The 24,165-nt window shown below is 42.9% G+C and carries 29 protein-coding genes; 28 read left to right on the top strand and 1 reads right to left on the bottom strand.

Annotated features, from left to right (window positions below; all coding sequences use genetic code 11):
• The first annotated feature begins 10 nt into the window (after positions 1 to 10).
• From IGI96_RS15200 to IGI96_RS15225, 6 genes are all read left to right on the top strand, one after another.
• Positions 11 to 277, top strand: coding sequence for a phosphocarrier protein HPr (locus IGI96_RS15200; protein ID WP_003126335.1), 267 nt, complete (start codon positions 11 to 13; stop codon positions 275 to 277).
• On the top strand, positions 277 to 2,004 hold the full coding sequence (gene ptsP, locus IGI96_RS15205) for a phosphoenolpyruvate--protein phosphotransferase (RefSeq protein ID WP_005225882.1): 1,728 nt from the start codon (positions 277 to 279) through the stop codon (positions 2,002 to 2,004). The genes IGI96_RS15200 and ptsP overlap by 1 nt, the downstream gene beginning before the upstream one ends.
• Positions 2,005 to 2,269: 265 nt before the next feature.
• Positions 2,270 to 3,280 (top strand): glycosyltransferase, encoded by a 1,011-nt coding sequence (locus tag IGI96_RS15210; RefSeq protein ID WP_086338299.1) that lies wholly within the window; start codon positions 2,270 to 2,272, stop codon positions 3,278 to 3,280.
• A 31-nt stretch (positions 3,281 to 3,311) separates the two neighbouring features.
• A complete protein-coding gene (locus IGI96_RS15215; RefSeq protein WP_086338298.1) occupies positions 3,312 to 4,544 on the top strand; it encodes a glycosyltransferase family 4 protein in 1,233 nt (410 codons plus the stop codon).
• 74 nt (positions 4,545 to 4,618) lie between these two features.
• Positions 4,619 to 5,494 (top strand): NAD(P)-dependent oxidoreductase, encoded by an 876-nt coding sequence (locus IGI96_RS15220; protein WP_016610191.1) that lies wholly within the window; start codon positions 4,619 to 4,621, stop codon positions 5,492 to 5,494.
• An 83-nt stretch (positions 5,495 to 5,577) separates the two neighbouring features.
• Positions 5,578 to 5,808: a YkuJ family protein gene (locus IGI96_RS15225; RefSeq protein ID WP_005225886.1), complete on the top strand. Its 231-nt coding sequence runs from the start codon at positions 5,578 to 5,580 to the stop codon at positions 5,806 to 5,808.
• Between the two features lie 68 nt (positions 5,809 to 5,876).
• Here IGI96_RS15225 and IGI96_RS15230 read toward each other — a convergent pair whose 3' ends face one another.
• Entirely contained in the window at positions 5,877 to 6,818 is a 942-nt protein-coding gene (locus IGI96_RS15230) for a GIY-YIG nuclease family protein (protein ID WP_086338297.1), read from the bottom strand.
• 320 nt (positions 6,819 to 7,138) lie between these two features.
• Here IGI96_RS15230 and fabT point away from each other — a divergent pair, with 320 nt between their 5' ends.
• The 22 genes from fabT to IGI96_RS15340 all read left to right on the top strand — a co-directional run bounded on the left by fabT (position 7,139) and on the right by IGI96_RS15340 (position 24,148).
• Positions 7,139 to 7,579 (top strand): fatty acid biosynthesis transcriptional regulator FabT, encoded by a 441-nt coding sequence (fabT, locus tag IGI96_RS15235; RefSeq protein WP_008378199.1) that lies wholly within the window; start codon positions 7,139 to 7,141, stop codon positions 7,577 to 7,579.
• Positions 7,580 to 7,588: 9 nt separating this feature from the next.
• On the top strand, positions 7,589 to 8,551 hold the full coding sequence (locus IGI96_RS15240) for a beta-ketoacyl-ACP synthase III (protein ID WP_086338296.1): 963 nt from the start codon (positions 7,589 to 7,591) through the stop codon (positions 8,549 to 8,551).
• Between the two features lie 52 nt (positions 8,552 to 8,603).
• Positions 8,604 to 8,828, top strand: a complete 225-nt coding sequence (locus IGI96_RS15245; RefSeq protein WP_005225890.1) for an acyl carrier protein — start codon at positions 8,604 to 8,606, stop codon at positions 8,826 to 8,828.
• Between the two features lie 123 nt (positions 8,829 to 8,951).
• Complete coding sequence (fabD, locus tag IGI96_RS15250; protein WP_074536437.1) at positions 8,952 to 9,875, top strand: ACP S-malonyltransferase; 924 nt, start codon at positions 8,952 to 8,954, stop codon at positions 9,873 to 9,875.
• Between the two features lie 9 nt (positions 9,876 to 9,884).
• The gene (fabG, locus tag IGI96_RS15255; protein WP_438785328.1) at positions 9,885 to 10,622 is read left to right on the top strand and encodes a 3-oxoacyl-[acyl-carrier-protein] reductase; all 738 of its coding nucleotides are present in this window, start codon (positions 9,885 to 9,887) and stop codon (positions 10,620 to 10,622) included.
• Between the two features lie 12 nt (positions 10,623 to 10,634).
• Positions 10,635 to 11,873 (top strand): beta-ketoacyl-ACP synthase II, encoded by a 1,239-nt coding sequence (fabF, locus tag IGI96_RS15260; protein ID WP_005235583.1) that lies wholly within the window; start codon positions 10,635 to 10,637, stop codon positions 11,871 to 11,873.
• Positions 11,874 to 12,344 (top strand): acetyl-CoA carboxylase biotin carboxyl carrier protein, encoded by a 471-nt coding sequence (gene accB, locus IGI96_RS15265; protein ID WP_438785329.1) that lies wholly within the window; start codon positions 11,874 to 11,876, stop codon positions 12,342 to 12,344. It abuts the gene before it with no gap.
• A 4-nt stretch (positions 12,345 to 12,348) separates the two neighbouring features.
• Complete coding sequence (fabZ, locus tag IGI96_RS15270; protein ID WP_005225895.1) at positions 12,349 to 12,777, top strand: 3-hydroxyacyl-ACP dehydratase FabZ; 429 nt, start codon at positions 12,349 to 12,351, stop codon at positions 12,775 to 12,777.
• Between the two features lie 7 nt (positions 12,778 to 12,784).
• A complete protein-coding gene (locus IGI96_RS15275) occupies positions 12,785 to 14,149 on the top strand; it encodes an acetyl-CoA carboxylase biotin carboxylase subunit (protein WP_438785330.1) in 1,365 nt (454 codons plus the stop codon).
• Positions 14,150 to 14,161: 12 nt separating this feature from the next.
• On the top strand, positions 14,162 to 15,031 hold the full coding sequence (gene accD / locus IGI96_RS15280) for an acetyl-CoA carboxylase, carboxyltransferase subunit beta (protein WP_005225897.1): 870 nt from the start codon (positions 14,162 to 14,164) through the stop codon (positions 15,029 to 15,031).
• Entirely contained in the window at positions 15,024 to 15,809 is a 786-nt protein-coding gene (locus tag IGI96_RS15285) for an acetyl-CoA carboxylase carboxyl transferase subunit alpha (protein ID WP_015509573.1), read from the top strand. The genes accD and IGI96_RS15285 overlap by 8 nt, the downstream gene beginning before the upstream one ends.
• 190 nt (positions 15,810 to 15,999) lie before the next feature.
• On the top strand, positions 16,000 to 16,845 hold the full coding sequence (locus IGI96_RS15290) for a transporter substrate-binding domain-containing protein (protein WP_005225899.1): 846 nt from the start codon (positions 16,000 to 16,002) through the stop codon (positions 16,843 to 16,845).
• Between the two features lie 22 nt (positions 16,846 to 16,867).
• Complete coding sequence (locus IGI96_RS15295; protein WP_005225900.1) at positions 16,868 to 17,557, top strand: amino acid ABC transporter permease; 690 nt, start codon at positions 16,868 to 16,870, stop codon at positions 17,555 to 17,557.
• 16 nt (positions 17,558 to 17,573) lie between these two features.
• A complete protein-coding gene (locus IGI96_RS15300; RefSeq protein ID WP_005225901.1) occupies positions 17,574 to 18,299 on the top strand; it encodes an amino acid ABC transporter ATP-binding protein in 726 nt (241 codons plus the stop codon).
• Positions 18,300 to 18,658: 359 nt separating this feature from the next.
• Positions 18,659 to 19,183: a YqeG family HAD IIIA-type phosphatase gene (locus tag IGI96_RS15305; RefSeq protein ID WP_005225903.1), complete on the top strand. Its 525-nt coding sequence runs from the start codon at positions 18,659 to 18,661 to the stop codon at positions 19,181 to 19,183.
• A 1-nt stretch (position 19,184) separates the two neighbouring features.
• Complete coding sequence (gene yqeH, locus IGI96_RS15310; RefSeq protein ID WP_010748089.1) at positions 19,185 to 20,303, top strand: ribosome biogenesis GTPase YqeH; 1,119 nt, start codon at positions 19,185 to 19,187, stop codon at positions 20,301 to 20,303.
• Positions 20,304 to 20,318: 15 nt separating this feature from the next.
• Positions 20,319 to 20,630: a ribosome assembly RNA-binding protein YhbY gene (yhbY, locus tag IGI96_RS15315; RefSeq protein ID WP_005225905.1), complete on the top strand. Its 312-nt coding sequence runs from the start codon at positions 20,319 to 20,321 to the stop codon at positions 20,628 to 20,630.
• A 12-nt stretch (positions 20,631 to 20,642) separates the two neighbouring features.
• On the top strand, positions 20,643 to 21,284 hold the full coding sequence (locus IGI96_RS15320) for a nicotinate-nucleotide adenylyltransferase (RefSeq protein WP_005225906.1): 642 nt from the start codon (positions 20,643 to 20,645) through the stop codon (positions 21,282 to 21,284).
• Positions 21,274 to 21,873, top strand: coding sequence for a bis(5'-nucleosyl)-tetraphosphatase (symmetrical) YqeK (gene yqeK, locus IGI96_RS15325; protein ID WP_005225907.1), 600 nt, complete (start codon positions 21,274 to 21,276; stop codon positions 21,871 to 21,873). Before IGI96_RS15320 ends, yqeK begins: the two co-directional genes overlap by 11 nt.
• Before the next feature lie 11 nt (positions 21,874 to 21,884).
• Positions 21,885 to 22,226, top strand: coding sequence for a ribosome silencing factor (gene rsfS, locus IGI96_RS15330; protein WP_034695537.1), 342 nt, complete (start codon positions 21,885 to 21,887; stop codon positions 22,224 to 22,226).
• Positions 22,226 to 22,954 (top strand): class I SAM-dependent DNA methyltransferase, encoded by a 729-nt coding sequence (locus tag IGI96_RS15335; protein ID WP_016610179.1) that lies wholly within the window; start codon positions 22,226 to 22,228, stop codon positions 22,952 to 22,954. Before rsfS ends, IGI96_RS15335 begins: the two co-directional genes overlap by 1 nt.
• A 27-nt stretch (positions 22,955 to 22,981) precedes the next feature.
• A complete protein-coding gene (locus tag IGI96_RS15340) occupies positions 22,982 to 24,148 on the top strand; it encodes a nucleotidyltransferase (protein WP_086338293.1) in 1,167 nt (388 codons plus the stop codon).
• Positions 24,149 to 24,165 lie beyond the last annotated feature (17 nt).

Below are 24,165 nucleotides of genomic sequence, written 5' to 3' on the forward strand. Positions count from 1 at the left end.
ATTGATCAATATGGAAAAGAAAGATTTTCACGTAGTTGCTGAGACAGGGATTCACGCACGTCCAGCTACATTATTGGTTCAAACAGCAAGCAAATTCAACTCTGATATCAACTTAGAGTACAAAGGTAAATCAGTAAACCTTAAATCAATCATGGGCGTAATGTCATTAGGCGTTGGCCAAGGTTCTGATGTAACTATCACTGCTGAAGGTGCTGACGAAGCAGATGCAATCGCTGCAATCGTAGAAACAATGAAAAAAGAAGGTTTGTCTGAATAATGGTTGAGATGCTAAAAGGAATTGCTGCTAGTGATGGTGTAGCCGTTGCGAAAGCCTACCTGTTAGTACAACCTGATTTATCTTTTTCAAAAGTATCAGTTGAAGATACTGCAGCAGAGGAAGCACGCTTAGATGATGCGTTAGCGAAGTCAACAGCGGAATTACAACAAATCCGTGACAAAGCAGCGCAAACTTTAGGTGAAGCAGAAGCACAAGTATTTGATGCTCATTTAATGGTTCTTTCAGATCCTGAGATGATTGGTCAAATCAAACAAAACGTGACAGATAACAAAGTCAATGCAGAAGCTGCGTTGAAAGAAGTTACTGACATGTATATTGGTATGTTTGAAGCAATGGATGACAATGCTTACATGCAAGAACGTGCAGCTGACATTAAAGATGTCGCAAAACGTATCTTGGCGCATTTGCTGAATGTGACTTTGCCTAATCCTTCAATGATCAACGAAGAAGTAGTCGTTGTTGCGCATGACTTGACACCAAGTGATACTGCACAATTAGACCGCAACTTTGTAAAAGCTTTTGTAACAGATATCGGTGGACGTACTTCTCATTCCGCTATCATGGCACGTTCTCTTGAAATCCCAGCAATTGTTGGAACAATGGAGATCACTGCAAAAGTGAAAGCGGGCGACATCTTAGCTGTTAACGGTATTATCGGTGACGTTATCGTCAACCCGACAGATGACCAAGCAGCTGAATTTGTTGAAGCTGGGAAAGCCTACGCAGAACAAAAAGCAGAATGGGAAAAATTGAAAGATGCTGAAACAGTTACCGCTGATGGCAAGCACTTTGAATTAGCTGCGAACATTGGAACGCCAAAAGATTTAGAAGGTGTCCACAACAATGGTGCAGAAGCAGTCGGTTTATACCGTACTGAATTCTTGTACATGGATTCTCCTGATTTCCCAACAGAAGAAGACCAATACAAAGCATACAAAGCAGTTTTAGAAGGAATGGCTGGCAAACCAGTGGTTGTCCGTACAATGGATATCGGTGGCGATAAAGAACTTCCTTACCTAAAATTGCCTCATGAAATGAATCCTTTCTTAGGCTATCGTGCATTGCGTATCAGCTTATCTGAACTTGGGGATGACATGTTCCGTACCCAACTTCGTGCGTTGTTACGTGCTTCTGCTCACGGCAACTTACGTATCATGTTCCCAATGGTGGCAACATTGAAAGAGTTCCGTACTGCGAAGAAAATGTATGAAGAAGAGCGTCAAAAATTGATTGACGAAGGCGTTGAGGTTTCTAACGAGATCCAAGTCGGAATCATGATCGAAATTCCAGCAGCTGCTGTCTTAGCAGACAAGTTTGCGAAGGAAGTTGACTTCTTCAGTATTGGTACCAATGACTTGATCCAATACACCATGGCTGCAGACCGCATGAACGAGCGCGTGTCTTACTTGTACCAACCATACAACCCATCAATTTTACGTTTGATCAAAAACGTGATCGATTCAGCGCATGCTGAAGGCAAATGGGCTGGTATGTGTGGAGAAATGGCGGGCGATCAAACTGCTGTGCCACTTCTTGTAGGTATGGGCTTAGATGAGTTCTCAATGAGTGCAACATCTGTTCTGAAAACACGTAGCTTAATGAAACGCTTGTCAACGACTGACATGCAAGAATTAGCAAAACGTGCTTTAGAAGATTGCGATACAATGGAAGAAGTTGTTGAGCTAATCGAACAGTATGTAAACTAATCATTTCTAGGCAACAAGCAATTTTGCTTGTTGCCTTTTTTTTGTTATAAGAAGCCTTCTTGTTCGACTTGACTTGCAACAGCCTGCTCGTTTTTTCAGAAAACGAACAATTTTGTCATATCTTTGTATAAAGCTATGATTCCGTAGGTTTTTCACGTATCATGATTAAATGGGGAACAAAATCTAGGACCATGGTAGGAGTATGTCTCCGATTGCCTATGGTATACTAATATCAGATATAAGCATTTCCAAGGAGGAATCATCTTTGAAAGTACTTCTTTATTTTGAAGGAGAAAAATTATTAGCTAAATCAGGTATCGGTCGAGCGTTGGCCCATCAGCAACGAGCACTGACATCTGTCGGGATTCCTTTTACTCTTGATAAAAATGATGAGAACTATGATATCCTTCATATCAACACGTATGGTATCAATAGTATGCACATGGTCAACAAAGCCAAAAGACAAGGGAAAAAAGTGATTTACCATGCCCATTCTACTGAAGAGGATTTTCGGAATTCATTTATCGGCTCAAACCAGCTTTCGCCATTATATAAAAAATATTTGATCAATCTTTATTCTAGAGCCGATCAGTTGATCACCCCGACTCCTTATTCGAAAGAACTTTTGGAAGGGTATGGTATCCAAGTACCGATCGAGGCAATCTCAAACGGCATCGATCTTGACAAATATCAGCCGGATCAAGAGAAAGAAAAAGCCTTTCGCGAGTATTTCAATCTCTTACCAGATCAAAAAGTCATTATATCCGTCGGTTTATTTTTTGAACGAAAAGGCATTCTTGATTTTGTAGAGATAGCTAGACAGTTGCCTGAGTATACGTTTATCTGGTTTGGTCATACACCAATGATGACGATTCCTAAACAGATCCGCGACCTCGTCAATGAAGACCATCCAGAAAATGTGTTGTTTCCAGGTTATATCAAAGGAGACATTATCGAAGGCGCATATTCCGCTGCCGATTTATTCTTCTTTCCTTCTTATGAAGAAACAGAAGGGATCGTAGTCCTTGAGGCGTTAGCCAGTCGCCAAAATGTGCTCGTTCGAGATATTCCTGTTTATAAAGGGTGGCTAAGTAATGGGCACAATGCATACATGGAAAAAACCAATGAAGGATTTATTGAGAAAATCAAAGGAATCGTGGAGGGCACGTTGCCACAATTGAGTGAAGCGGGTTATGAAACAGCAAAGCAAAAGAGTATTGATGAAATTGGGTTTAAATTACAAGAGGTTTATACAAAAGTGATGAATACGGAATGAAGAAACTAATGTAAAGTTTGGAGGTACCGTTTTGAAAATCGGATTTTTTACAGACACCTACTTCCCCCAGGTAAGTGGTGTGGCGACATCGATCAAGACATTGAAAGAAGAGCTTGAGAAAAAAGGCCATAAAGTGTATATCTTTACAACGACCGATCCAAATGCTGATCTGGACGAAGAAGATATCATTCGCATGCCAAGTGTCCCGTTTGTGTCTTTCAAAGATCGGCGAATCGTGGTTCGCGGCATGTTGTATGCCTATTTGATCGCCAAAGAATTAGAATTGGAATTGATCCATACCCATACAGAGTTTGGTTCTGGGATGTTGGGGAAAATGGTGGGGCGTAAATTGCAGATTCCTGTGATCCATACCTACCATACAATGTATGAAGATTACTTGCACTATATCGCAAACGGAAAGGTCTTGCGGCCATCTCACGTGAAATATCTTTCACGGCTATTTGCCAACCACTCGACAGGTGTTGTTTGTCCAAGTGAACGGGTCATCGATACGCTGAGAGGGTATGGTGTGGTTTCACCAATGCGGATCATCCCCACAGGGATCGAAGTTGAGAAGTTTCGCCGACCGGATATTACAACTGACATGAAAAAAGAATTGCGGGAGAAATTGGGCATCACTGAGAATCAACCCATGCTGCTTTCCCTCAGTCGTATTTCTTATGAAAAAAATATCCAAGCAATCATCGACGGCATGCCAGAAATTTTAACGAAGATTCCTGATGCGCAATTAGTGATCGTTGGGAAAGGTCCGCATAAAGAAAAATTAGAAGAAAAAGTGGTGGATATGGCTTTATCTGACCATGTTCAATTTGTCGGTGAAGTGGCAAATGATAAAGTGGCGATCTATTACCATGCTGCCGATTACTTCGTCAGTGCCTCCACATCAGAAACACAAGGACTGACTTACACGGAAGCAATGGCTGCTGGAACACCGTTAGTCGTTGAAGGCAATGACTACTTAAACACCTTGATCGATGATCCGTCTTTAGGCGTCACCTATGAGAGGGATCGGGATTTCGCAAAAGCATTTATTGATTATTATGAACGAAAGATTCCTGCTGATCCCGAAGTTCTTGCTAGAAAAATGTACGAGATCTCGGCATTGCGCTTCGGTGAGTCGATGCTATCTTTCTACCATGACATGGTCGCTTATTATGAAACAGAACGCATCGAAAAAGAAACCGAGCAGACGCTAGAAAAATTCAAAGTAAAATTAAAGGCCTTTCGCCGAACGATCGATTAAACAGAAAATTTTCGCAAGTTCATGTTTTTAGCGTATACTAAAGACATGAACTTTTTTATTTTGGAGGGATCTGCATGAAATTAGGATTTATCGGTACTGGTGTCATGGGTCAAGCGATGGTTGGTCATCTCTTGGCTGCCGGACATACAGTGAATGTTTACAATCGGACGAAAGAAAAAACAGATGAACTCGTTGCGAATGGAGCAATTTGGTGTGACACTCCAACAGAAGTTGCATCAGAAAGTGAAATCATCTTTACAATGGTTGGTTATCCATCCGATGTTGAAGAGGTTTACTATGGGCCTCAAGGGATTTTTCAAACGGCTGTGACGGGCAAAACATTGGTGGATTTTACCACCAGTACACCTGATTTGGCAGAACGAATCTACCAGACAGCGAAGGAAAAAGGAGCAGCGAGTATCGATGCGCCAGTTTCTGGTGGTGATCTTGGTGCGAGAAACGCCACGCTAACGATTATGGTTGGTGGCGATGAAGAAGCTTACCAACAAGTAAAACCACTTTTTGAAGTATTAGGAAAGACGTTTCAACTTCAAGGAGGGGCAGGGAAGGGTCAGCATACGAAAATGGCCAATCAGATCATGATTGCCGGAACCATGACGGGGATGACAGAAATGCTGGTCTATGCGAATCAAGCCGGTCTTGATTTACCACGAGTGATTGACACGCTTTCTGGCGGTGGGGCAGCCAATTGGTCCATGACGAATTACAGTCCTCGTATCCTAAAAGAGGATTATTCTCCAGGCTTTTTTGTCAAACATTTCATCAAAGATTTGGGGATCGCTTTGGATGAGGCCAAGAAGATGGGATTGGATTTGCCAAGCACCGCTTTAGCTAAAAAATTGTATGATCAGTTAGCTGAAAAAGGCTTCGAAAATGACGGAACGCAGGCGCTGATTAAACTTTGGTGGCAAGATGGAAAAAAATCTTAAAATGACAAAAAAAATACGAAAAATCAATGCAAGATAGAGGATGTTTTGATACAATATAACGGACAGAAAAAGGAGGCTTACGAATGAAAAGTTCGCAATTAGTCGCTATCATCAAACGTTTAGAAGCGATGGTCGAAGCGCAAGACAATGAAGTTCAAGTACGTCGTTTTGAAAAAGAAGGCGTCGAAAAATGTACCGTTACTTATGACAATTCGACAGAAACGTTTGAATTAACGGAAGCAGAATCAAGTCAATCTTATCAATTTGATAATGTTGATATTGTAGCCATGGAAATCTATGATTTGATCCAATAAGAATGAGTGGGACATTCGTCGTCGCTTTCTCATTTCTAAACAGCAAGCCTACTTGGGCTTGCTGTTTTTTATTTATCTGCTGCTTTTTCTTGGCGATACAAGTGATTAAGGATGATCCCTAATGGATCGAGATCTTCCGGGGCTAAAGGAAGCGCAGCGCTTGCTGGCGGGAGTGGCTGGAATGTTTCCTCGGGAGAAAGAACTTTTGTTTGGATCAACTTTCCAAAGCTAACTTGATAGTATTTGATTTGAGTCGTCTGTGATCCTGGCTCCTCTAAGTCAAGGAGAATAGAAAAAATCACTTCTGGTTCTTGAATAAACTGATTGACCCTCACGATTTCTTGGTAAAAGCTTTGTGCTAAATGGATCTGGCGCTGCAGTACACTAGCTTGTTCAAACAATAGGTGATCAATCAGATATGACAAGCGTTTTTTAAGGAGTGAAAAACAGTCGGTCTTCTTTCCTGCAAAAAAACAGCCGATCTCCCGCCACTTCTGTTCCAAGGGATACGCATCCATTTGAGGGAGCTGCTTACGTAAGGTCAATAGCGTCAGTTCGTTGACAGTCGGCAATTGAAAGGTTTCTGACAATAATTGAAACAATGTTGGCAATTTTTTTGTTTGCCGAAAGGGGCCATAACTGCCAATTTGTGGTGTTTGAGTGATCGTGAAGGTATGATTCGTCAAGTCAACAAAGCAATAGTTGGCTGAATGGTTCATTTGTCGGTTGTAGATAGGATGAAAAGCTTGGATCAAACGACATTCAAGTAATAGTGCATCCAATTCTGTATCTGTTTCGATCGTTTCAAAATCAACGACATTATAAACAAGTCGAAGCACCTTATTGGCATGCTGCTGATTTTTTCGGAAGTAAGAAACGACACGCTGTTTCAATGATTTGGCTTTTCCTACATACAAGACTTCGTTGTGCTGATCTTTCATTAAATAAACACCAGGCTTTTCAGGCAGTGCATTTGCTTTGTTTTTTAGAAACTCTTTGTTCGGATTCATCGATCGTTCCTCTCCTTCCTTCAAAGAGTAGCAGATGAAGCGTAAGAGAGCAACGATTGCTGGTCATCGACAAGAAAAAATTAGAAATAGAGTGGAAGCAACGCAATGATAAACTTTGACATTCAAAGGAAATTTCTCTATAACGGAAACGGATTATTTTGTCAACTCGCAGCTTTTAAAATCTTAGAAAATCAATTCTTAAATAAAAATGCGCTTAAAAATAAAAAAAGTTCGAAAAAATTCTTGCATTTCTCAATAACTTCCGATATAGTTTGACTATCAAATGATTTGATTATCAAAGTATTCGGATGGTGAAGGTTATGGAACCCAATTTAGAAACAGTTAATGACTACTTAGTCAGCGTCTTTAATGACATCTTAGTGATTGAAGAATCTGAATTGAAAAAATCTCAATTCAAAGACCTTTCAATTACCGAAATGCATACCATCGAAGCCATCGGGATGTACAAAAAAAAGACCACGACTGAAGTTGCCAAAGAGCTTTCGATCACTGTTGGGACTTTGACCATCGCGATCAATCGTTTGGTGAAAAAAGAATATGTAGAACGGATTCGCAGTGAAGATGATCGGCGAGTCGTCAAACTAGGTTTGACGAAAAAAGGAAAACTCCTTTATCGTGTTCATCAGCATTTTCATCGTGAGATGGTGAAGGGTGTCTTGAGTCAGATGTCTCCTGAAGAGGAACAGGCACTGTTGAAAGCACTGAAAAATCTGCATGACTTTTTACAAGATTATAAGTGAGAATAATGGATGAATATGTTTGGAAAAATTACCGCGACTGCAAGTTATGTTCCAGAAAAAATCGTAACAAATGATGATCTATCAAATTTGATGGATACTTCAGATGAATGGATCCATTCTCGCACGGGAATCAAACGAAGAAGAGTCGCTGTCGGCGAAAACACTTCAGACCTTTGTATTCGCGTCGCTCAAACGCTCTTACAAGATGCTCAGCTTTCAGCAGAAAGTCTAGATTTTATCTTGGTAGCGACGATCACACCGGATTTCAATACACCGGCGGTTGCTTGCCAAGTCCAAGGGGCGATTGGGGCAGTCAATGCCTTTGCTTTTGATATCAGTGCAGCATGTGCTGGTTTCGTGTATGCATTGTCTATGGCTGAAAAACTGATTCGAACGGGCGCTAAAAAAGGATTGGTCATCGGTGGAGAAGTACTTTCAAAAGTCTTGGATTGGAACGACCGTTCGACGGCTGTTTTATTCGGAGATGGTGCCGGCGGTCTATTGCTGGAAGCATGTTCAGAGCAGCATTTGCTCAAAGAGTCTTTAAAAGCAGATGGGACGCGAGGCATGTCTTTAACATCTGGTTTTCGAACGAATGAGAATCCTTTTTCACAAAACGCTCCGGCGTATAGTGCTTGTATGCAAATGATTGGACGAGAAATCTTTGATTTTGCGACACGTGATGTGGTCGCCTCGATCAATGATCTGACACAAGATGAAGCAATCGATTATTTTTTGCTTCACCAAGCAAATTCACGTATTTTAGACAAAGTTGCTCGCAAGCTGAAGCAGCCCCGTGAGAAATTTTTGCAAAATATGCAAGATTATGGCAATACTTCGGCAGCCTCGATTCCGTTATTGCTAGATGAAGAAATCAAACGAGGTACACTGTCACTTGGCAGTGGTCAAAAAGTGGTGTTCTCAGGTTTTGGCGGCGGATTGACATGGGGAACTATGTTAGCCACCTTATAACTTGTTCACGAAACAAAATTACTATTGAAAAACACATTGGAGGAATATACACATGGTATTCGAAAAAATTCAAGAAATCGTAGCAGAAGAATTAGGAAAAGAAAAAGAAGAAATCAAATTGAACACAAACATCCAAGAAGATTTAGAAGCAGACAGCTTGGATCTTTTCCAAATCATTAACGAGATCGAAGATGAATTCGATGTGAAGATCGAAACAGAAGATGGTATCACAACCGTTGAAGATCTAGTTAAATATGTAGAAAAACAACAAGCATAAAACAAAGGCTAGGCAGACAGCCTAGCCTTTCCTTTTTAAGAACGTGTTTTTGCTGATTCATAGACGAACTGCAAGAAGCCATGTTCTCCAACGACAACGATCAAAGTAATGAAGGAGTGCAAGATGAAGACAGCCTTTTTATTTAGCGGTCAAGGCGCACAGTACCCCCAAATGGGAGAAGAGCTCTATCACCAAGAAGCCATCGTTCGTGAGACGTTTGAACAAGCCAGCACCATTCTAGGATATGATATGGCCGAGCTATGCTTTACTGAAAACGAACGTTTAAACCAGACGGAATATACGCAGCCTGCCATCTTAACGGTAAGTACGGCTTTTTGGCGACTTTTGGATGCGCAAGGAATCAAAGCAGATGCTGTTGCTGGCTTGAGTTTAGGCGAATATACAGCCTTAGTCGCTAGTGGTGCGCTTGATTTCCAGACAGCAGTCGCATTGGTGCAAAAGCGCGGTCGGTATATGGCAAGTGCGGCGCCAGCAGGTATTGGGAAAATGGTCGCTGTGATGAACACACCTGCTGAAACGATTGAAGAAATCTGTAAAGAAGCCAGTCAAGTGGGGATCGTGACACCAGCGAATTACAATACGCCGCAGCAGATCGTCATTGGCGGTGAAGCGCCGGCAGTGGATAAAGCGGTGGAATTGTTACAAGCTGCTGGAACCAAACGGGTGATTCCTTTAAATGTCAGCGGTCCTTTCCATACTGCTTTGTTGGAACCCGCATCGCAGCAATTAGCACAGGAATTAGCTCAAATCACCTTTGATGAGTTACAAGTACCTGTCATCAGCAATACGACCGCGCAGCCAATGCAGCAAGACCAAATCAAGGAACTGTTGACGCTACAAGTGAAATCGCCAGTGCGTTTTTACGAAAGCATTGCGACACTGAAGCAGCTTGGCATCCAACAAGTCATCGAGATCGGACCAGGAAAAGTATTGAGCGGTTTTATGAAGAAAATAGACAAAGAAATACAGACTGCGCGTGTAGAAGATAGCCAAACGTTGGCAGATACACTAGCCCGATTCAACTAGGAGGAATTTATGGATCTGCAAAATAGAAACGTCTTTGTAACTGGTAGCTCGCGAGGGATCGGTTTTACCATCGCGGAAGCCTTTGCCAAAGAAGGAGCGAATATCGTTTTAAATGGACGAAAAGAAATTCCCCAGTCACTGATCGATCGCATCACCAGCTACGGCGTGAAATGTGTAGCGATCAATGGGGACATTTCTGATTTTGATCAAGCGGCAGCCATGCTTTTAGAAGCAGAAGCGGCAGTCGGACCGATCCACATTTTAGTCAATAATGCCGGGATCACGAATGATAAATTATTGTTGAGAATGAAATCCGAAGATTTTGATTCAGTGATCAAAATCAATTTGACTGGTACCTTCAATATGACGCAGCACGCGTTGAAAAAAATGATGAAGCTGCGAGAAGGCCGCATCATCAATTTGACGAGTGTGGTCGGCTTGACGGGAAATATCGGGCAAGCCAACTATGCGGCAAGTAAAGCTGGCGTGATCGGTTTTACGAAATCTGCCGCTCGTGAAGGTGCCGCTCGGGGGATCACCTGCAATGCGATCGCCCCAGGATTTATCGAAACAGAGATGACTGAAGTGCTGTCGGATAAAGTCAAAGAACAATCATTGGCAAATATTCCATTACAGCGTTTTGGTTCCACACAGGATGTTGCGCAAACAGCAGTCTTTTTAGCAAAAAGCCCCTACATCACTGGTCAGGTGATCAGTGTAGACGGCGGGATGGCAATGCAAGGGTAGGAGGAAGAATAGATGAATCGAGTAGTAGTTACAGGATACGGCGTCACTTCTCCAATCGGAAATGACCCAGAAACATTTTTAGCAAGTTTACAAAACGGGACCAACGGCATCGGCCCGATTACAAAATTTGACGCAGAAGCAACAGGGATCTCAGTTGCCGCTGAAGTCAAAGATTTTCCGTTAGAAAAGTACTTCGTTAAAAAAGATACGAAGCGGATGGATCTTTTTTCCATTTATGGAATTTATGCGGCGTTAGAAGCGATGGAAATGGCGAAGTTAGATACAGAAACCATTGATGTGGATCGTTTTGGCGTGATGGTTGGTTCAGGGATCGGCGGCTTGCCAACGATTCAAGACCAAGTAATTCGGATGCATGACAAAGGAGCAAATCGGGTATCACCAATGTTCGTACCGATGTCGATCGTAAATATGGTTGCCGGCAACATTGCATTACGGGTAGGTGCGAAAGGCATTTGTACGACGACTGTTTCCGCCTGTGCTTCTGGTACCCATTCAATCGGTGAAGCTTTTCGGAACATCAAGCATGGCTACGCAGATGTCATGATCGCTGGTGGTTCAGAAGCGACGATCTGTGAAATCGGTATCGCTGGTTTTGCGTCTCTGACGGCGTTAACCACTGAATCAGACCCTGACAAAGCTTCCGTTCCGTTTGATAAAAATCGTAGTGGGTTTGTCATGGGTGAAGGCGCTGGCGTCTTCATTTTAGAATCATTGGCGCATGCGCAAAAACGGGGGGCAACGATTTTAGGTGAAGTCGTAGGGTACGGTGCGAACTGTGATGCCTACCATATGACTGCGCCAAATCCTGATGGATCAGGTGCTGGAAAAGCAATGAAATTGGCGATGCAAGAAGCATCGATCACCCCAGCTGAAGTTGGCTACATCAATGCCCACGGTACAAGCACGCCTGCCAATGACAGTGCAGAAGCGACATCGATCCAATACGGATTGGGCGAAGACTATAAAAAACCATATGTCAGCAGTACAAAGTCAATGACTGGTCATTTGCTTGGGGCGGCTGGTGGAATCGAAGCCATTGCTTCACTATTAGCATTACAACATCAATTTATTCCACCAACCATCAACGTGACAGAACAAGATCCTGAGATCGACTTGAACGTTGTTATCAATCAAAGCCAACCAGCAGAATTGACCTATGCCATGAGTAATTCACTTGGGTTTGGCGGTCATAATGCAGTGATCTTGCTGAAACGTTGGGAGGAAGCGTAATTGGAAACACATGAGGTAAAAGAGCTGCTCAGCCAATTCGATCAATCGACGTTAACTGAGCTTCAATTAAAAAAAGAGACATTTGAACTTTATTTTAATAAAAATACGACAAGTGGGCTACAAAATGCATCCTCTGCACCTGCAGCGAATGCTGCGCCAACTCCTGTTGCACCAACGCCTGCTGTCTCAGCAACACCGGACACAGTAGAAACGGCAAAACCTGTCTTAGAGGGCAAAGAAGTTGTCTCTCCATTAGTGGGTGTCGTTTATTTGAAACCAAGTCCTGATAAAGACAACTTCAAACAAATCGGCGATCACGTGAAAAAAGGCGATATTCTCTGTATCGTTGAAGCGATGAAAGTCATGAATGAAATCATCAGCGACGTCGATGGCGAATTAGTTGAAGTCTTGGTTGAAAGCGAACAAATCGTTGAATACAATCAACCATTATTCCGTGTGAAAGAAGGGTAAAGCAATGAGCGCATTAACGATTCAAGAAATCAAAGAAATCATCCCTCATCGTTATCCGATGCTTTTAGTGGATCGGGTAGAGGAGTTAGAAGAAGGCAAACGGGTCGTTGCGAAGAAAAACGTTACTATCAATGAGCCGTTTTTCCAAGGTCATTTTCCCCATGAACCAGTGATGCCCGGAGTATTGATCGTGGAAGCAATGGCGCAAGCAGGTGCTGTGGCATTGCTATCATTGGAAGATTTTCGTGGGAAAACTGCCTATTTTGGCGGTTTAGACAAAGCGAAATTCAGAAAAAAAGTAACACCAGGCGATACCTTGATCTTAGAAGTAGAAATAATCAAAGTGAAATCTGCAGCTGGCATCGGCAAAGGAATTGCCTATGTTGATGGGAAAAAAGTGGCGGAAGCAGAATTGACTTTCATGATTGGATAGGTGAGACATGTTTTCTAAAGTATTGATCGCAAACCGTGGCGAAATCGCCGTACGTATCATTCGCGCTTGTCGCGAATTAGGTATTCAAACGGTCGCCGTTTATTCAGAAGCAGATAAAGAAGCGTTGCATACAGAGCTTGCCGATGAAGCGATTTGTATCGGACCTGCCAAAGCAGCCGACTCTTATTTGAATGTACAGCAGATCCTAAGCGCTGCGATCGTCACAAAGGCTGAGGCGATCCATCCTGGATTTGGCTTCCTTTCAGAGAATAGCCGCTTTGCTGCGATGTGCGAGGAATGCAATATCGTCTTTATTGGGCCAAAGAGTGAGACTATCGATGCAATGGGAAACAAAATCAATGCAAGACGCTTGATGATCGAAGCAGAAGTACCGGTCATTCCCGGAAGCAAAGGCGCGATTTCTGATGTGGAAGAAGCTTTAACGATCGCTGAAGAGATTGGTTACCCAGTCATGCTCAAAGCAGCGGCCGGCGGTGGCGGTAAAGGGATACGGAAAGTCGCCGATAAAGAAGCGTTGCCGCATCATTTTGCTTCGGCGCAGCAAGAAGCAAAAGCGGCATTTGGCAACGATGAAATGTACATTGAAAAAATCATTTATCCTGCTCGACACATAGAAGTGCAAGTGTTAGGTGATTCTTTTGGTAATATTATCCACCTTGGTGAACGCGATTGCTCGCTACAACGCAACAACCAAAAAGTGTTGGAAGAATCCCCTTCTGTGGTGATTTCTGAAAGCAAGCGAGCAGAACTAGGCGAAGCAGCGGTACGTGCCGCACAAGCGGTAGGGTATCGTAATGCTGGCACGATCGAGTTTTTAATGGCGGACACTGGGGAGTTTTATTTCATGGAAATGAACACTCGAATTCAAGTGGAACACCCGATCACCGAAATGGTGACAAACATTGATTTAGTCAAAAAACAACTTGAAGTCGCTAGTGGCGAACCGCTAGGCTTGACGCAAACAGACATCAAGATGACGGGCGCGGCGATCGAATGTCGGATCAATGCAGAAAATCCAGCCTTCAATTTTGCACCGTCACCAGGCAAGATCAACAATTTGTTTTTACCAAGTGGCGGCCTAGGCGTTCGTGTAGACAGTGCCATGTATTCTGGCTACACGATTCCACCTTATTATGATTCTATGATCGCTAAAGTGATCGTTCACGGCGAGAACCGTTTCGAAGCGTTGATGAAGATGCAGCGGGCGTTAGCCGAATTAGTGACCGATGGTGTCATTACGAATGCAGAATTCCAAATGGACTTGATCAGTCACCCGAAAGTGATTGCGGGAGACTATACAACCGCCTTTTTACAAGAGGAATTTCTGCCAAATTGGACACCTGAACAATAGGAGGGAAGATGAGTGGCTTTATTTAAGAAGAAAAACTACATTCGCATCAATCCTAATCGAGGTCAGCTGCCAACGAACGAACCAGTCGTACCAGATAATCTTTGGGCGAAATGTCCTAGTTGCAAACGAACGCTTTATACGAAGGAGATGGGGGCAGAGAAAGTCTGTCCTCACTGCGGGTATAATTTCCGAATCAGTGCCTGGGAACGGATCGCTATCACGATTGATGAGAAAAGTTTTGAAGAATGGGACACAGATGTAACCACAAAAGATCCTCTTGATTTTCCTGGATATTTGGATAAAGTCGCACAAATGCAAGAAAAAACTGGGTTGCATGAGGCTGTCCTCACAGGAGAAGCAAAAGTTCAAGGATTGCCGTTAGCGATCGGGATCATGGATGCGAATTTCATCATGGGCAGTATGGGAACGGTCGTGGGGGAGAAGATCACCCGTTTGTTTGAACGTGCGATCGAAAAACAGCTACCAGTTGTTCTTTTTACCGCTTCAGGTGGTGCGCGGATGCAAGAAGGAATTTTGTCACTGATGCAAATGGCAAAAATCTCTGCCGCGGTAAAACGCCACAGTAAAGCTGGCTTGTTTTATCTAACGGTTTTAACGGACCCGACAACCGGTGGCGTCACCGCTAGTTTTGCGATGGAAGGGGATATCATCCTGGCAGAACCGCAAGCCTTGATCGGTTTTGCTGGACGACGTGTGATTGAACAAACCATTCGTCAGGAACTACCTGAAGACTTTCAAAAGGCAGAGTTTCTGTTAGATCATGGCTTTGTCGATCAAATCGTTCCGCGGACGAATTTGCGGGAAAAAATCCACCATTTGATTTCTTTGCATACGCGGAAAGGATGGGATCGTAATGACTAGAGCAGCCCACGAAATCGTTGAACTCGCTCGCAGCAAAGACCGTTTGACGGCACTGGATTACTTTGACGGCATTTTTTCTGAGTTTGAAGAGTTTCATGGAGACCGTCTGTTTGGCGAAGATGAAGCCGTTGTTGGCGGCATTGCTTGTTTAGATGGCAAGCCAGTGACCGTGATCGGTATTCAAAAAGGCCGTAATCTGCCTGAAAATTTACGCAGAAACTTTGGCTCGCCACATCCTGAAGGCTATCGCAAAGCGTTACGCTTAATGAAGCAAGCAGAAAAATTTCAGCGACCTGTGGTCACATTGATCAATACAGCAGGGGCGTTTTGCGGTATTGGCGCGGAAGAGCGCGGAGAAGGCGAAGCGATTGCCCGTAACTTGATGGAAATGTCCGATTTAACGGTACCGATCTTGGCAATCATCATTGGTGAAGGCGGCAGCGGCGGTGCCTTAGCACTGGCATTAGGCGATGAGGTTTGGATGATGGAACATTCGATCTATGCCATTTTATCTCCCGAAGGCTTTGCTTCGATCCTATGGAAAGATGGCAGCCGTGCCAAAGAAGCTGCTGGCTTGATGAAGATCACAGCTCAAGAATTATATGAACTCGGTGTTATTGAAAAAGTGATTGCTGAAACCCATGAAGAGGCCTTTTTACCGAAAGAGCAATTGATGGAACAGATGAAAGCGGCAATTTCAAAGAAACTTGCCGAACTTTCTACCTTGCAAACAGATGAATTGCTTGAGGCAAGGTATCAACGTTTTCGCCGATTTTAAAAACTAGGATATCCACTCTGATTAGAGGATGGGTATCCTAGTATTTTTTTATTAAAAGTGTTATTGAATAAATCGTACAAATGGCGAAGTTTTTAGTTTAAAATTTAATTATTCTGTGCTATTATGTATACATTCTGAATATAAGAAGATTATATTGCATAAATATTTGTTTTGAAGAGGAGCGTTTTTAATGAAAAAATTATTTGGAGCACTTGTTGTATTGACGGGGATTTTGGTTTTAGGAGCTTGTGGGAATGGCGGCTCATCGAGTACTGGAAGTTCTAGTGCCAGCGGTTCGGCGGATAATCAATTGGAAGCCATCAAAGCAGCTGGTGTGTTAAATGTGGCAACTTCTGCTGACTTTGCCCCGTTTGAATTTCATGCCTTGATCGATGGCAAAGATACGATCGTGGGCGCAGATATCGATATGGTCAATGAGATCGCTGATCGTCTTGGTGTCGAAGTGAATATTTTGGACCTTGATTTCAATGCTGTTTTGACTGCTTTGCAACAAGGGAAAGCCGATATCGCTGTTTCAGGCATCTCAGCAACTGACGAACGTAAACAGACTTTTGATTTCACCGATAACTATTTTACACCAGAACAAAAATTAGTTGTTAATAAAAACAATGAATCGGCATTTGATTCAATCGAAAGCTTGTCTGGCAAAAAAGTAGGCGCTCAAAAAGGCTCGATCCAAGAAATGATCGTTCAAGATCAATTAGCTGATTCGCAATTGGTTTCCATCGCCAAAGTTCCGAATCTAGTCAATGAATTGAAACAAGGCTCGATCGACGGTTTGGTCCTTGAAAGTGCGGTTGCTGAATCGTATGTTGCACAAAATGATGACCTCGTGATCACTGATGTAGCATTAGAAGCATCTGAAGGCGATTCTTATGCAATTGCTTTACCTAAAGGGAGTACCGAATTACAAGAAGAACTAAACAGTATTTTGAAAGAATTGATTGAAGATGGTACAATCGATGAGTATGTACAAAAGAACACAGATCTAGCCAACGAAAATGCGGCGCAATAGATAGAACGGAGTAGACACAATTATGGATTTATCCTTTTTAGCGATATATTACCCTTATTTTCTTTCTGGTGTGGTGATCACCATCGTGATCTCTATCATCACCGTGATCTTTGGAACGATTCTAGGGGTGATTTTCGCCCTAATGAAATTATCAAAAGTGACGCCTTTGCGCTGGTTTGCTAATGCGTATATTGAAGTCATCCGCGGCACACCGATGCTGGTGCAGATATTGATCGCTTTTGGTCTTTTGCAAGGAATGTTTGCCTTGCCGACGGTCTCGATCGGCGTGTTGAGTCTTGATTTTGGGCGGCTATTTCCTGGGATCATTGCGCTCTCGCTTAATTCTGGGGCATATGTTGCTGAGATCGTCCGAGGGGGAATCAATGCCGTTGATTACGGTCAAACAGAAGCGGCTGGTTCTTTAGGGTTGCGGCCTTTTCAAACGATGCGTTATGTCGTATTGCCACAAGCACTACGCAACATTTTGCCGCCACTAGGCAATGAATTTATCGTTTTGATTAAGGATTCCTCTTTGCTTTCAACGATCGGCATCTACGAGCTGATGAACAGTGCGCAGATCGTTGTCACCAGTTCTTTCCAACCATTAACGCCTTTCTATGTGGCGGCGGTCATTTACTTCATCTTGACGTTTACGACTTCGCGACTATTGAGTTTATGGGAAAAGAAACTAGGCAAAGGCTATCGTCGTTAAAAGGAGAAGACAAGCTATGATGTTAGATATTCAAGATTTACACAAAACCTTTGGCAGCAATCAAGTGCTAAAAGGGATCACAACGACGATCGATCAAGGAGAAGTCGTTGTGGTGATTGGGCCATCTGGGTCAGGAAAAAGCACGTTTTTACGCTGTTTGAACCTATTAGAAGTACCGACAAGCGGAAAAATCTTTTTTGAAGGAACCGATATTACCGATCCAAAGAATGATTTGTATAAGATGCGTGAAAAAATGGGTATGGTATTTCAAAATTTTAATCTTTTTCCGAATATGACGGTTTTAGAAAACATTACTTTGTCCCCGACGAAGGTCAAGAAGGTAGCAAAATCGGCGGCTGATCAGTTGGCAAAACAACTACTAAATGATGTTGGCTTACCAGACAAAGCAAAAGCCTATCCTCAAAGTCTTTCTGGTGGACAAATGCAACGAATCGCTATCGCACGTGCCTTGGCGATGGAACCAGACGTGATGCTCTTTGATGAACCGACTTCAGCGTTAGACCCTGAAATGGTTGGCGAAGTATTGTCCGTCATGCAGCGTTTGGCTCAGCAAGGAATGACGATGGTCATCGTCACTCATGAAATGGGCTTTGCGAAAGAAGTCGCGGATCGGATTTTATTTATGGATCAGGGAATCATTATGGAGGAAGGAACGCCAGAACAGATCTTTGATCATCCGAAAAATCCACGAACCATTGATTTTTTGAGTAAAGTATTGTAAACTGCGAGAAGTTCGCAGTTGTTAGTGATAAATTTGGACCTTTCCTAAGCATCCTTTCAGTAAAAGGATGCTTTTTTGACGGAAAAAAGACTACTTTAAAGAAGTGATAGGACAAACGGTTGTCTTGGCAGGTTCCTTTTTCAGTTCTTTTACAAGAAACCTGCAGAAACTGGCGCACTTGCTAGTATTCAAAAAGATTCTATTGTATAATTACAGGTTGAAGAGGTCTGATCTTGATAGAAACCATCTGCGTGATTGTAGGCAGATCGGACTGTTTCTTTTTAAGGATCGACAATTTGGATCGATGACTAGTCGCCGATTTTTAATACGTGAAGAAATCATGCAGCAAAGGAGATTTTATGTTTTCAAATTATAAACCGACTTGGATGGTCGATGCGATTTATAAAATCACCCCTAGCCAACTAAAGGCACAGGGGATCAAAGGGATTTTGACCGATCTTGATAATACCTTGATTGCTTGGAACAATCCTGACGGAACCGAAGAACTAAAAAACTGGCTACTGGAAATGAAAAATGCTGGGATACCGGTAGTTGTCGTTTCCAACAACAATAGTGAACGAGTGGCACGGGCAGTTGCGCCCTTTGGCTTAAAGTACGTACACCGCGCATTAAAACCTTTTTCAAGAGGGATCAAACAAGGCTATCAGCAATTAGGCTTGAAAAAAGAAGAGGTCGTGATGATCGGCGATCAAATCATGACGGATGTACGAGGTGCCAATCGTGCCGGTGTTCGCAGTATTTTAGTGAAACCAGTGATCCCAACGGATTCTTGGAAAACCCAATTTAATCGAGCCGCAGAAAGAAAAATCATGAACTATTTATTGAAGCACAACCCAGAGTTAAAATGGCGTGGAGGAATTTAATATGACAGAAGGAATCGAAGAAATTCACTGTATCGGCTGCGGGGCAGTGATTCAGACAACGAACCCCAATGAATTGGGCTACACCCCGCAATCCGCATTAGAAAAAGGACTTGAATCAGGAGAAGTCTATTGTCAACGCTGCTTCCGTTTGCGCCATTACAATGAGATCCAAGATGTTTCCCTTACCGACGATGATTTTCTGCGTCTACTGAATGAAATCGGGGAAAAAGAAGCCTTGATCGTTAATGTCGTTGATATTTTCGATTTTAATGGTTCATTGATCCCAGGACTGCACCGCTTCGTCGGCAATAATCCTGTTTTATTAGTGGGCAACAAGGTGGATATTTTGCCAAAATCTTTGAAAAAATCGAAGATGACCCAATGGATGAAGGAACGTGCTCATGAAGCTGGTTTAAGACCAGTGGATGTATTATTGACGAGTGCCAAGAAGCCAGGTGAAACGGAAGCTTTACTGCAAGCGATCGAAACGTATCGTGAAGGACGCGATGTCTATGTGGTGGGTGTGACGAATGTTGGAAAATCAACATTGATCAATCAAATCATCAAACAAACAGCGGGGATCAACGAATTGATCACGACTTCGCGTTTCCCAGGAACCACATTGGATAAAATCGAGATTCCATTGGATGACGGACACTTCTTGATCGACACACCAGGAATCATTCATCGTCATCAAATGGCGCATTATTTAGGTAAAAAAGATCTAAAAATCGTGGCACCAGCCAAAGAGATCAAACCAAAGGTGTATCAGTTGAATCCAGAACAAACCTTGTTCTTAGGAGGACTTGCCCGATTTGATTTCATTCAAGGAGAACGCAGTTCATTTATTGCTTATGTAGCAAATGATGTGGCGATCCATCGGACCAAATTAACGAAAGCCGATGAGTTTTATGAGAAACATGTTGGTGGGCTGCTGCAGCCGCCGCGAGCAGATGAAGTGGCGGATTTTCCTGAACTCGTCCGTTTCGAATTTTCAATCAAAGAAAAAACCGATATCGTTTTTGCTGGACTTGGCTGGATCACGATCACCAAACCGTGTGTCATCGCTGGGTGGGCGCCAAAGGGTGTCGATGTGCTTAGACGTAAAGCATTAGTATAAGGAAGAAGGAAGAATATGGACTTACGAGGAAAACAAAAAAGATTTTTACGAAGTGAAGCGCACCATTTAAACCCGATTTTTCAAATCGGCAAAGGCGGCTTGAATGACGCGATGATGGCGCAAATTGAAGAAGCGCTAGAAAAACGAGAATTGATCAAAGTCTCATTGCTCCAAAATACCGATGAGGTTGCTGACGAAGCAGCTGAAACGATCCGTGAGAAAGTCGGCTGTGAAGTGGTACAGATCATCGGACGAGTGATCGTTTTATTCAAACCGTCAAGCAAAGAAAAATACCAAACGATTTCAAGCAAAGTTCGTTCAATTTAGGAGGGAGAAGGCATGCAAGGACAAACATTTGGAAAGGTACAAACGGTTTTAGAGACACAAACACAAGAACTTGTACCGAAAAAGCAAGTGGGCATTCTTGGTGGGAATTTTAATCCAGTACACTACGCACATCTGGTTATGGGTGAGCAAGTAGGGCAAGCATTAGGGCTGGATAAAGTTTATTTCATGCCTGAGTATTTACCGCCTCATGTTGATGAGAAAAAGACGATCCCAGCTGAGCACCGCTTGGCGATGTTGGAGTTGGCGATCGCCGATAATCCGCGATTTGCTGTAGAGACCATTGAGTTGGAACGAAAAGGTAAGAGTTATACGGTTGATACGATGCGGGAATTGACAGCTAAGAATCCAGATACCAATTATTATTTTATCATTGGCGGGGATATGGTGAACTATTTACCAAAATGGCATCAAATCGATGAGCTGATGGAATTGGTGACTTTTGTGGGGGTTCGTCGTCCAGAAGTGCCGATCGATAGCCCATACCCGATTATTTGGATCGATATCCCGCTAATGGATGTCAGCTCAACAACAATTCGTAAAAAAGTGCAACAAGGTTGTTCGGTTCGCTACTTATTGCCAGATAATGTGTTACACTATATTCAAGAAAAGGGGTTGTACTTGGATGAAGAGTGAACACTACACACAAGCAGAACGGGAACTTTTGATGCAAAAGGTCCAAATGCAGATGAGTCAAAAGCGCTTTGAGCATGTGTTAGGTGTCGAAAAAACGGCCGTTGCCCTTGCGGAAAAATATGGTGCTTCACCGGTCAAAGCCAGCATCGCCGCCTTGACGCATGATTATGCGAAAGAACGCAGCGATGAAGAATTTCAATTAGTCATTCGTAGAGACGGATTCGACTTGGATCTCTTGAACTGGAACAATGCCATCTGGCATGGACTTGTCGGTGCTGATTTCGTTCAACGAGAATTAGAAATCGATGACGAAGAAATCTTACAAGCGATCCGTTTGCACACCACCGGAGCTGCTAAGATGAGCCTGTTAGATAAAATCATCTATGTGGCAGATTATATCGAACCCGGACGTACGTTTCCTGGAGTCGTTGAAGCCAGAGAGATCGCAATGATTGACTTAGATGCCGCTGTTGCTTACGAAACGAAACATACCTTGCTTCATTTGATCGAAACAGAAGCAGTTATTTACCCAAAAACGATCGAAACCTACAATTTTTGGGTAGCCAAATATAGGAGGGAATTACCATAGATAGTCAGAAAATATTAGAAATTGCTGTAAAAGCCGCCGATTCAAAACATGCCGAAGATATTATGGCATTAGATGTGCGGGAAATCTCTTTGCTAGCAGATTACTTTGTGATCTGTTCAGGAAATAGCGAACGTCAAATCAATGCGATCATTGATGAAGTCATCGATAAAGAAGAAGAAAATCAAGTATCTGTTCGTCGTGTCGAAGGAAAAGATGGTGGAAAATGGGTCTTGATCGACTTAGGTGACGTGATCGTTCACGTATTCAGTGCCTCAGAACGTGCTTTTTACAACCTAGAAAAATTATGGTCTGATGCGCCGCTTGTGGATCTTAATGAATGGGTCGTGGCGTAATGGCTTACGAAACCTTCGCATTTGTCTATGACGAAGTAATGGATTCCAGTCTCTATAAAAAGTGGCTGGATTTTTCTTGTCGTCATTTAGGAAAAAGAAAACAGCTGTTAGAATTGGCTTGTGGAACTGGTGCGTTAGCCGTTGAGTTTGCCAAGGCTGGTTTTGACGTGACTGGGTTAGATCTTTCAGAAGAGATGCTGATGATCGCTAGTCAACGGGCTGAAAAAGAAGAGGCGGCTGTGCAATTTGTTGCGGGTGACATGCTGGATCTCGTAGATGTTGGCACCTATCAAGCAATTACCTGCTATTCTGACTCCCTTTGCTACATGGAAGACGAGCAGAGTGTGCAGCAAGTGTTTGATGGTGTTTACAGTTGTTTAGAAGAAGATGGCGTCTTTTTATTTGATGTGCATTCCTTATATCAAATCGATGAAGTCTTTCCTGATTATAGCTATCATTACCAAACCGATGAATTTGCCTTTCTTTGGGAAAGCTATCAAGGCGAAAAAGACCATAGCATTGAACACTTCTTGACCTTTTTTGTTGCACAAGAGAATGGGTTGTTTGAACGCTTAGATGAGCTTCATCAAGAAAGAACCTATCCTCTTGAAAGCTATTTAAGAATGTTAGAAAATGCTGGTTTTGCTAATGTTGAATGCTATGCTGATTTTATCGATACGAAGCCAAATGAAAAAAGCCGTCGCTGGTTTTTTGTCTGCCATAAGTAACCGTTATGTAAAACAGGAGGGATGTCGATGAAGGCTTGCGGACTAGTCGTAGAATACAATCCTTTTCACCATGGACACCAATACCATGTGGAAAAAGCACGGCAAGTAACGAATGCTGATGTCGTCGTTGCGGTGATGAGTGGAAATTTTTTACAGCGTGGCGAACCATCAATCATCGATAAATGGCAGCGAGCTCAAGCAGCACTACAACATGGGGTAGACTTGATCGTCGAATTGCCCCCCGCTTGGGCCGTCCACTCTGCTGATTTTTTTGCATCGGGAGCGATTAGGATTCTGCAGGATCTGCAATGTGAGTTGTTATGCTTTGGCACAGATACGAAACACCCCTTCGACTATGCCAAGTTTGCTCACTTTGAAAAAGAAAATCAACTAATGATCGATGACGCATTTCAACGCTTAGCTAGGCAAAATGCTACCTATAGTCAAAAAATGAGTGCGGTCCTCAGTGAGCTATATCCTGAGTACCATGCAGAAAAAGACCAGCCCAATCATCTGTTGGGTATGGCGTATGCACGGGAAGTGCTGCATTATGAAAAACCAATGCGCTTGGTCCCCATCCAACGCGTTGCGGCGTCTTATCATTCAGAACAATTCGATCATCCCACGATCGCCAGTGCAACAGCCATTCGCCAAGCAATCAAACAAGGTGCAGCTGTTGCGGATTTTGTTCCTGAAGCAACACAAACCTTTCTTTCACAAGCAACAGTCGATTGGGAAGCCTTTTGGCCGTATCTTCAATACCAGATCATCTCTGCCCCAATCGAAAAATTAGCTGCTATTTACCAGATGGAAGAAGGATTAGAATATCGACTAAAACAATATGTGACGGCGGCGGATTCTTTTGCAGATTTTATCAAGTTGTTAAAGACGAAACGTTATACCCAAACGCGGCTGCAGCGTCTTGCTTGTTATGTATTGTTCCAAGTGACAAAAGCTGAAATGAAGGAAGCTCAAGAACATTCCTTTATTCGAGTCTTAGGGTATACGAAGCAAGGGCAGCACTATTTAAAAGAGATCAAAAAAGAGCTGACCCTGCCGCTGATCGCTAAATTTGGTAAGCAAGAAGCACAGCGCTATGGCTTGTCATTGCGGATCGACCAGATCTATCAGCAAGGGAATCCTCAAATCACAGAACAAAATTTTCGAAGAATTCCGCTTTTTATTGATAAATAAGTGAAAATTACTTCACA

The organism is Enterococcus sp. DIV0421 (assembly GCF_051713745.1).
GTDB classification, from domain to species: domain Bacteria; phylum Bacillota; class Bacilli; order Lactobacillales; family Enterococcaceae; genus Enterococcus_D; species Enterococcus_D casseliflavus.

Excerpts from the sequence above, each read along its gene's own strand:
- IGI96_RS15200 (WP_003126335.1), top strand. The coding sequence starts at position 11 with ATGGAAAAGAAAGATTTTCACGTAGTTGCTGAGACAGGGATTCACGCA.
- ptsP (WP_005225882.1), top strand. The coding sequence starts at position 277 with ATGGTTGAGATGCTAAAAGGAATTGCTGCTAGTGATGGTGTAGCCGTT.
- IGI96_RS15220 (WP_016610191.1), top strand. The coding sequence starts at position 4,619 with ATGAAATTAGGATTTATCGGTACTGGTGTCATGGGTCAAGCGATGGTT.
- IGI96_RS15225 (WP_005225886.1), top strand. The coding sequence starts at position 5,578 with ATGAAAAGTTCGCAATTAGTCGCTATCATCAAACGTTTAGAAGCGATG.
- IGI96_RS15230 (WP_086338297.1), bottom strand. The coding sequence starts at position 6,818 with ATGAATCCGAACAAAGAGTTTCTAAAAAACAAAGCAAATGCACTGCCT.
- fabT (WP_008378199.1), top strand. The coding sequence starts at position 7,139 with ATGGAACCCAATTTAGAAACAGTTAATGACTACTTAGTCAGCGTCTTT.
- IGI96_RS15240 (WP_086338296.1), top strand. The coding sequence starts at position 7,589 with ATGAATATGTTTGGAAAAATTACCGCGACTGCAAGTTATGTTCCAGAA.
- IGI96_RS15245 (WP_005225890.1), top strand. The coding sequence starts at position 8,604 with ATGGTATTCGAAAAAATTCAAGAAATCGTAGCAGAAGAATTAGGAAAA.
- fabD (WP_074536437.1), top strand. The coding sequence starts at position 8,952 with ATGAAGACAGCCTTTTTATTTAGCGGTCAAGGCGCACAGTACCCCCAA.
- fabG (WP_438785328.1), top strand. The coding sequence starts at position 9,885 with ATGGATCTGCAAAATAGAAACGTCTTTGTAACTGGTAGCTCGCGAGGG.
- fabF (WP_005235583.1), top strand. The coding sequence starts at position 10,635 with ATGAATCGAGTAGTAGTTACAGGATACGGCGTCACTTCTCCAATCGGA.
- fabZ (WP_005225895.1), top strand. The coding sequence starts at position 12,349 with ATGAGCGCATTAACGATTCAAGAAATCAAAGAAATCATCCCTCATCGT.
- IGI96_RS15275 (WP_438785330.1), top strand. The coding sequence starts at position 12,785 with ATGTTTTCTAAAGTATTGATCGCAAACCGTGGCGAAATCGCCGTACGT.
- IGI96_RS15285 (WP_015509573.1), top strand. The coding sequence starts at position 15,024 with ATGACTAGAGCAGCCCACGAAATCGTTGAACTCGCTCGCAGCAAAGAC.
- IGI96_RS15290 (WP_005225899.1), top strand. The coding sequence starts at position 16,000 with ATGAAAAAATTATTTGGAGCACTTGTTGTATTGACGGGGATTTTGGTT.
- IGI96_RS15295 (WP_005225900.1), top strand. The coding sequence starts at position 16,868 with ATGGATTTATCCTTTTTAGCGATATATTACCCTTATTTTCTTTCTGGT.
- IGI96_RS15300 (WP_005225901.1), top strand. The coding sequence starts at position 17,574 with ATGATGTTAGATATTCAAGATTTACACAAAACCTTTGGCAGCAATCAA.
- IGI96_RS15305 (WP_005225903.1), top strand. The coding sequence starts at position 18,659 with ATGTTTTCAAATTATAAACCGACTTGGATGGTCGATGCGATTTATAAA.
- yqeH (WP_010748089.1), top strand. The coding sequence starts at position 19,185 with ATGACAGAAGGAATCGAAGAAATTCACTGTATCGGCTGCGGGGCAGTG.
- yhbY (WP_005225905.1), top strand. The coding sequence starts at position 20,319 with ATGGACTTACGAGGAAAACAAAAAAGATTTTTACGAAGTGAAGCGCAC.
- IGI96_RS15320 (WP_005225906.1), top strand. The coding sequence starts at position 20,643 with ATGCAAGGACAAACATTTGGAAAGGTACAAACGGTTTTAGAGACACAA.
- yqeK (WP_005225907.1), top strand. The coding sequence starts at position 21,274 with ATGAAGAGTGAACACTACACACAAGCAGAACGGGAACTTTTGATGCAA.
- IGI96_RS15335 (WP_016610179.1), top strand. The coding sequence starts at position 22,226 with ATGGCTTACGAAACCTTCGCATTTGTCTATGACGAAGTAATGGATTCC.
- IGI96_RS15340 (WP_086338293.1), top strand. The coding sequence starts at position 22,982 with ATGAAGGCTTGCGGACTAGTCGTAGAATACAATCCTTTTCACCATGGA.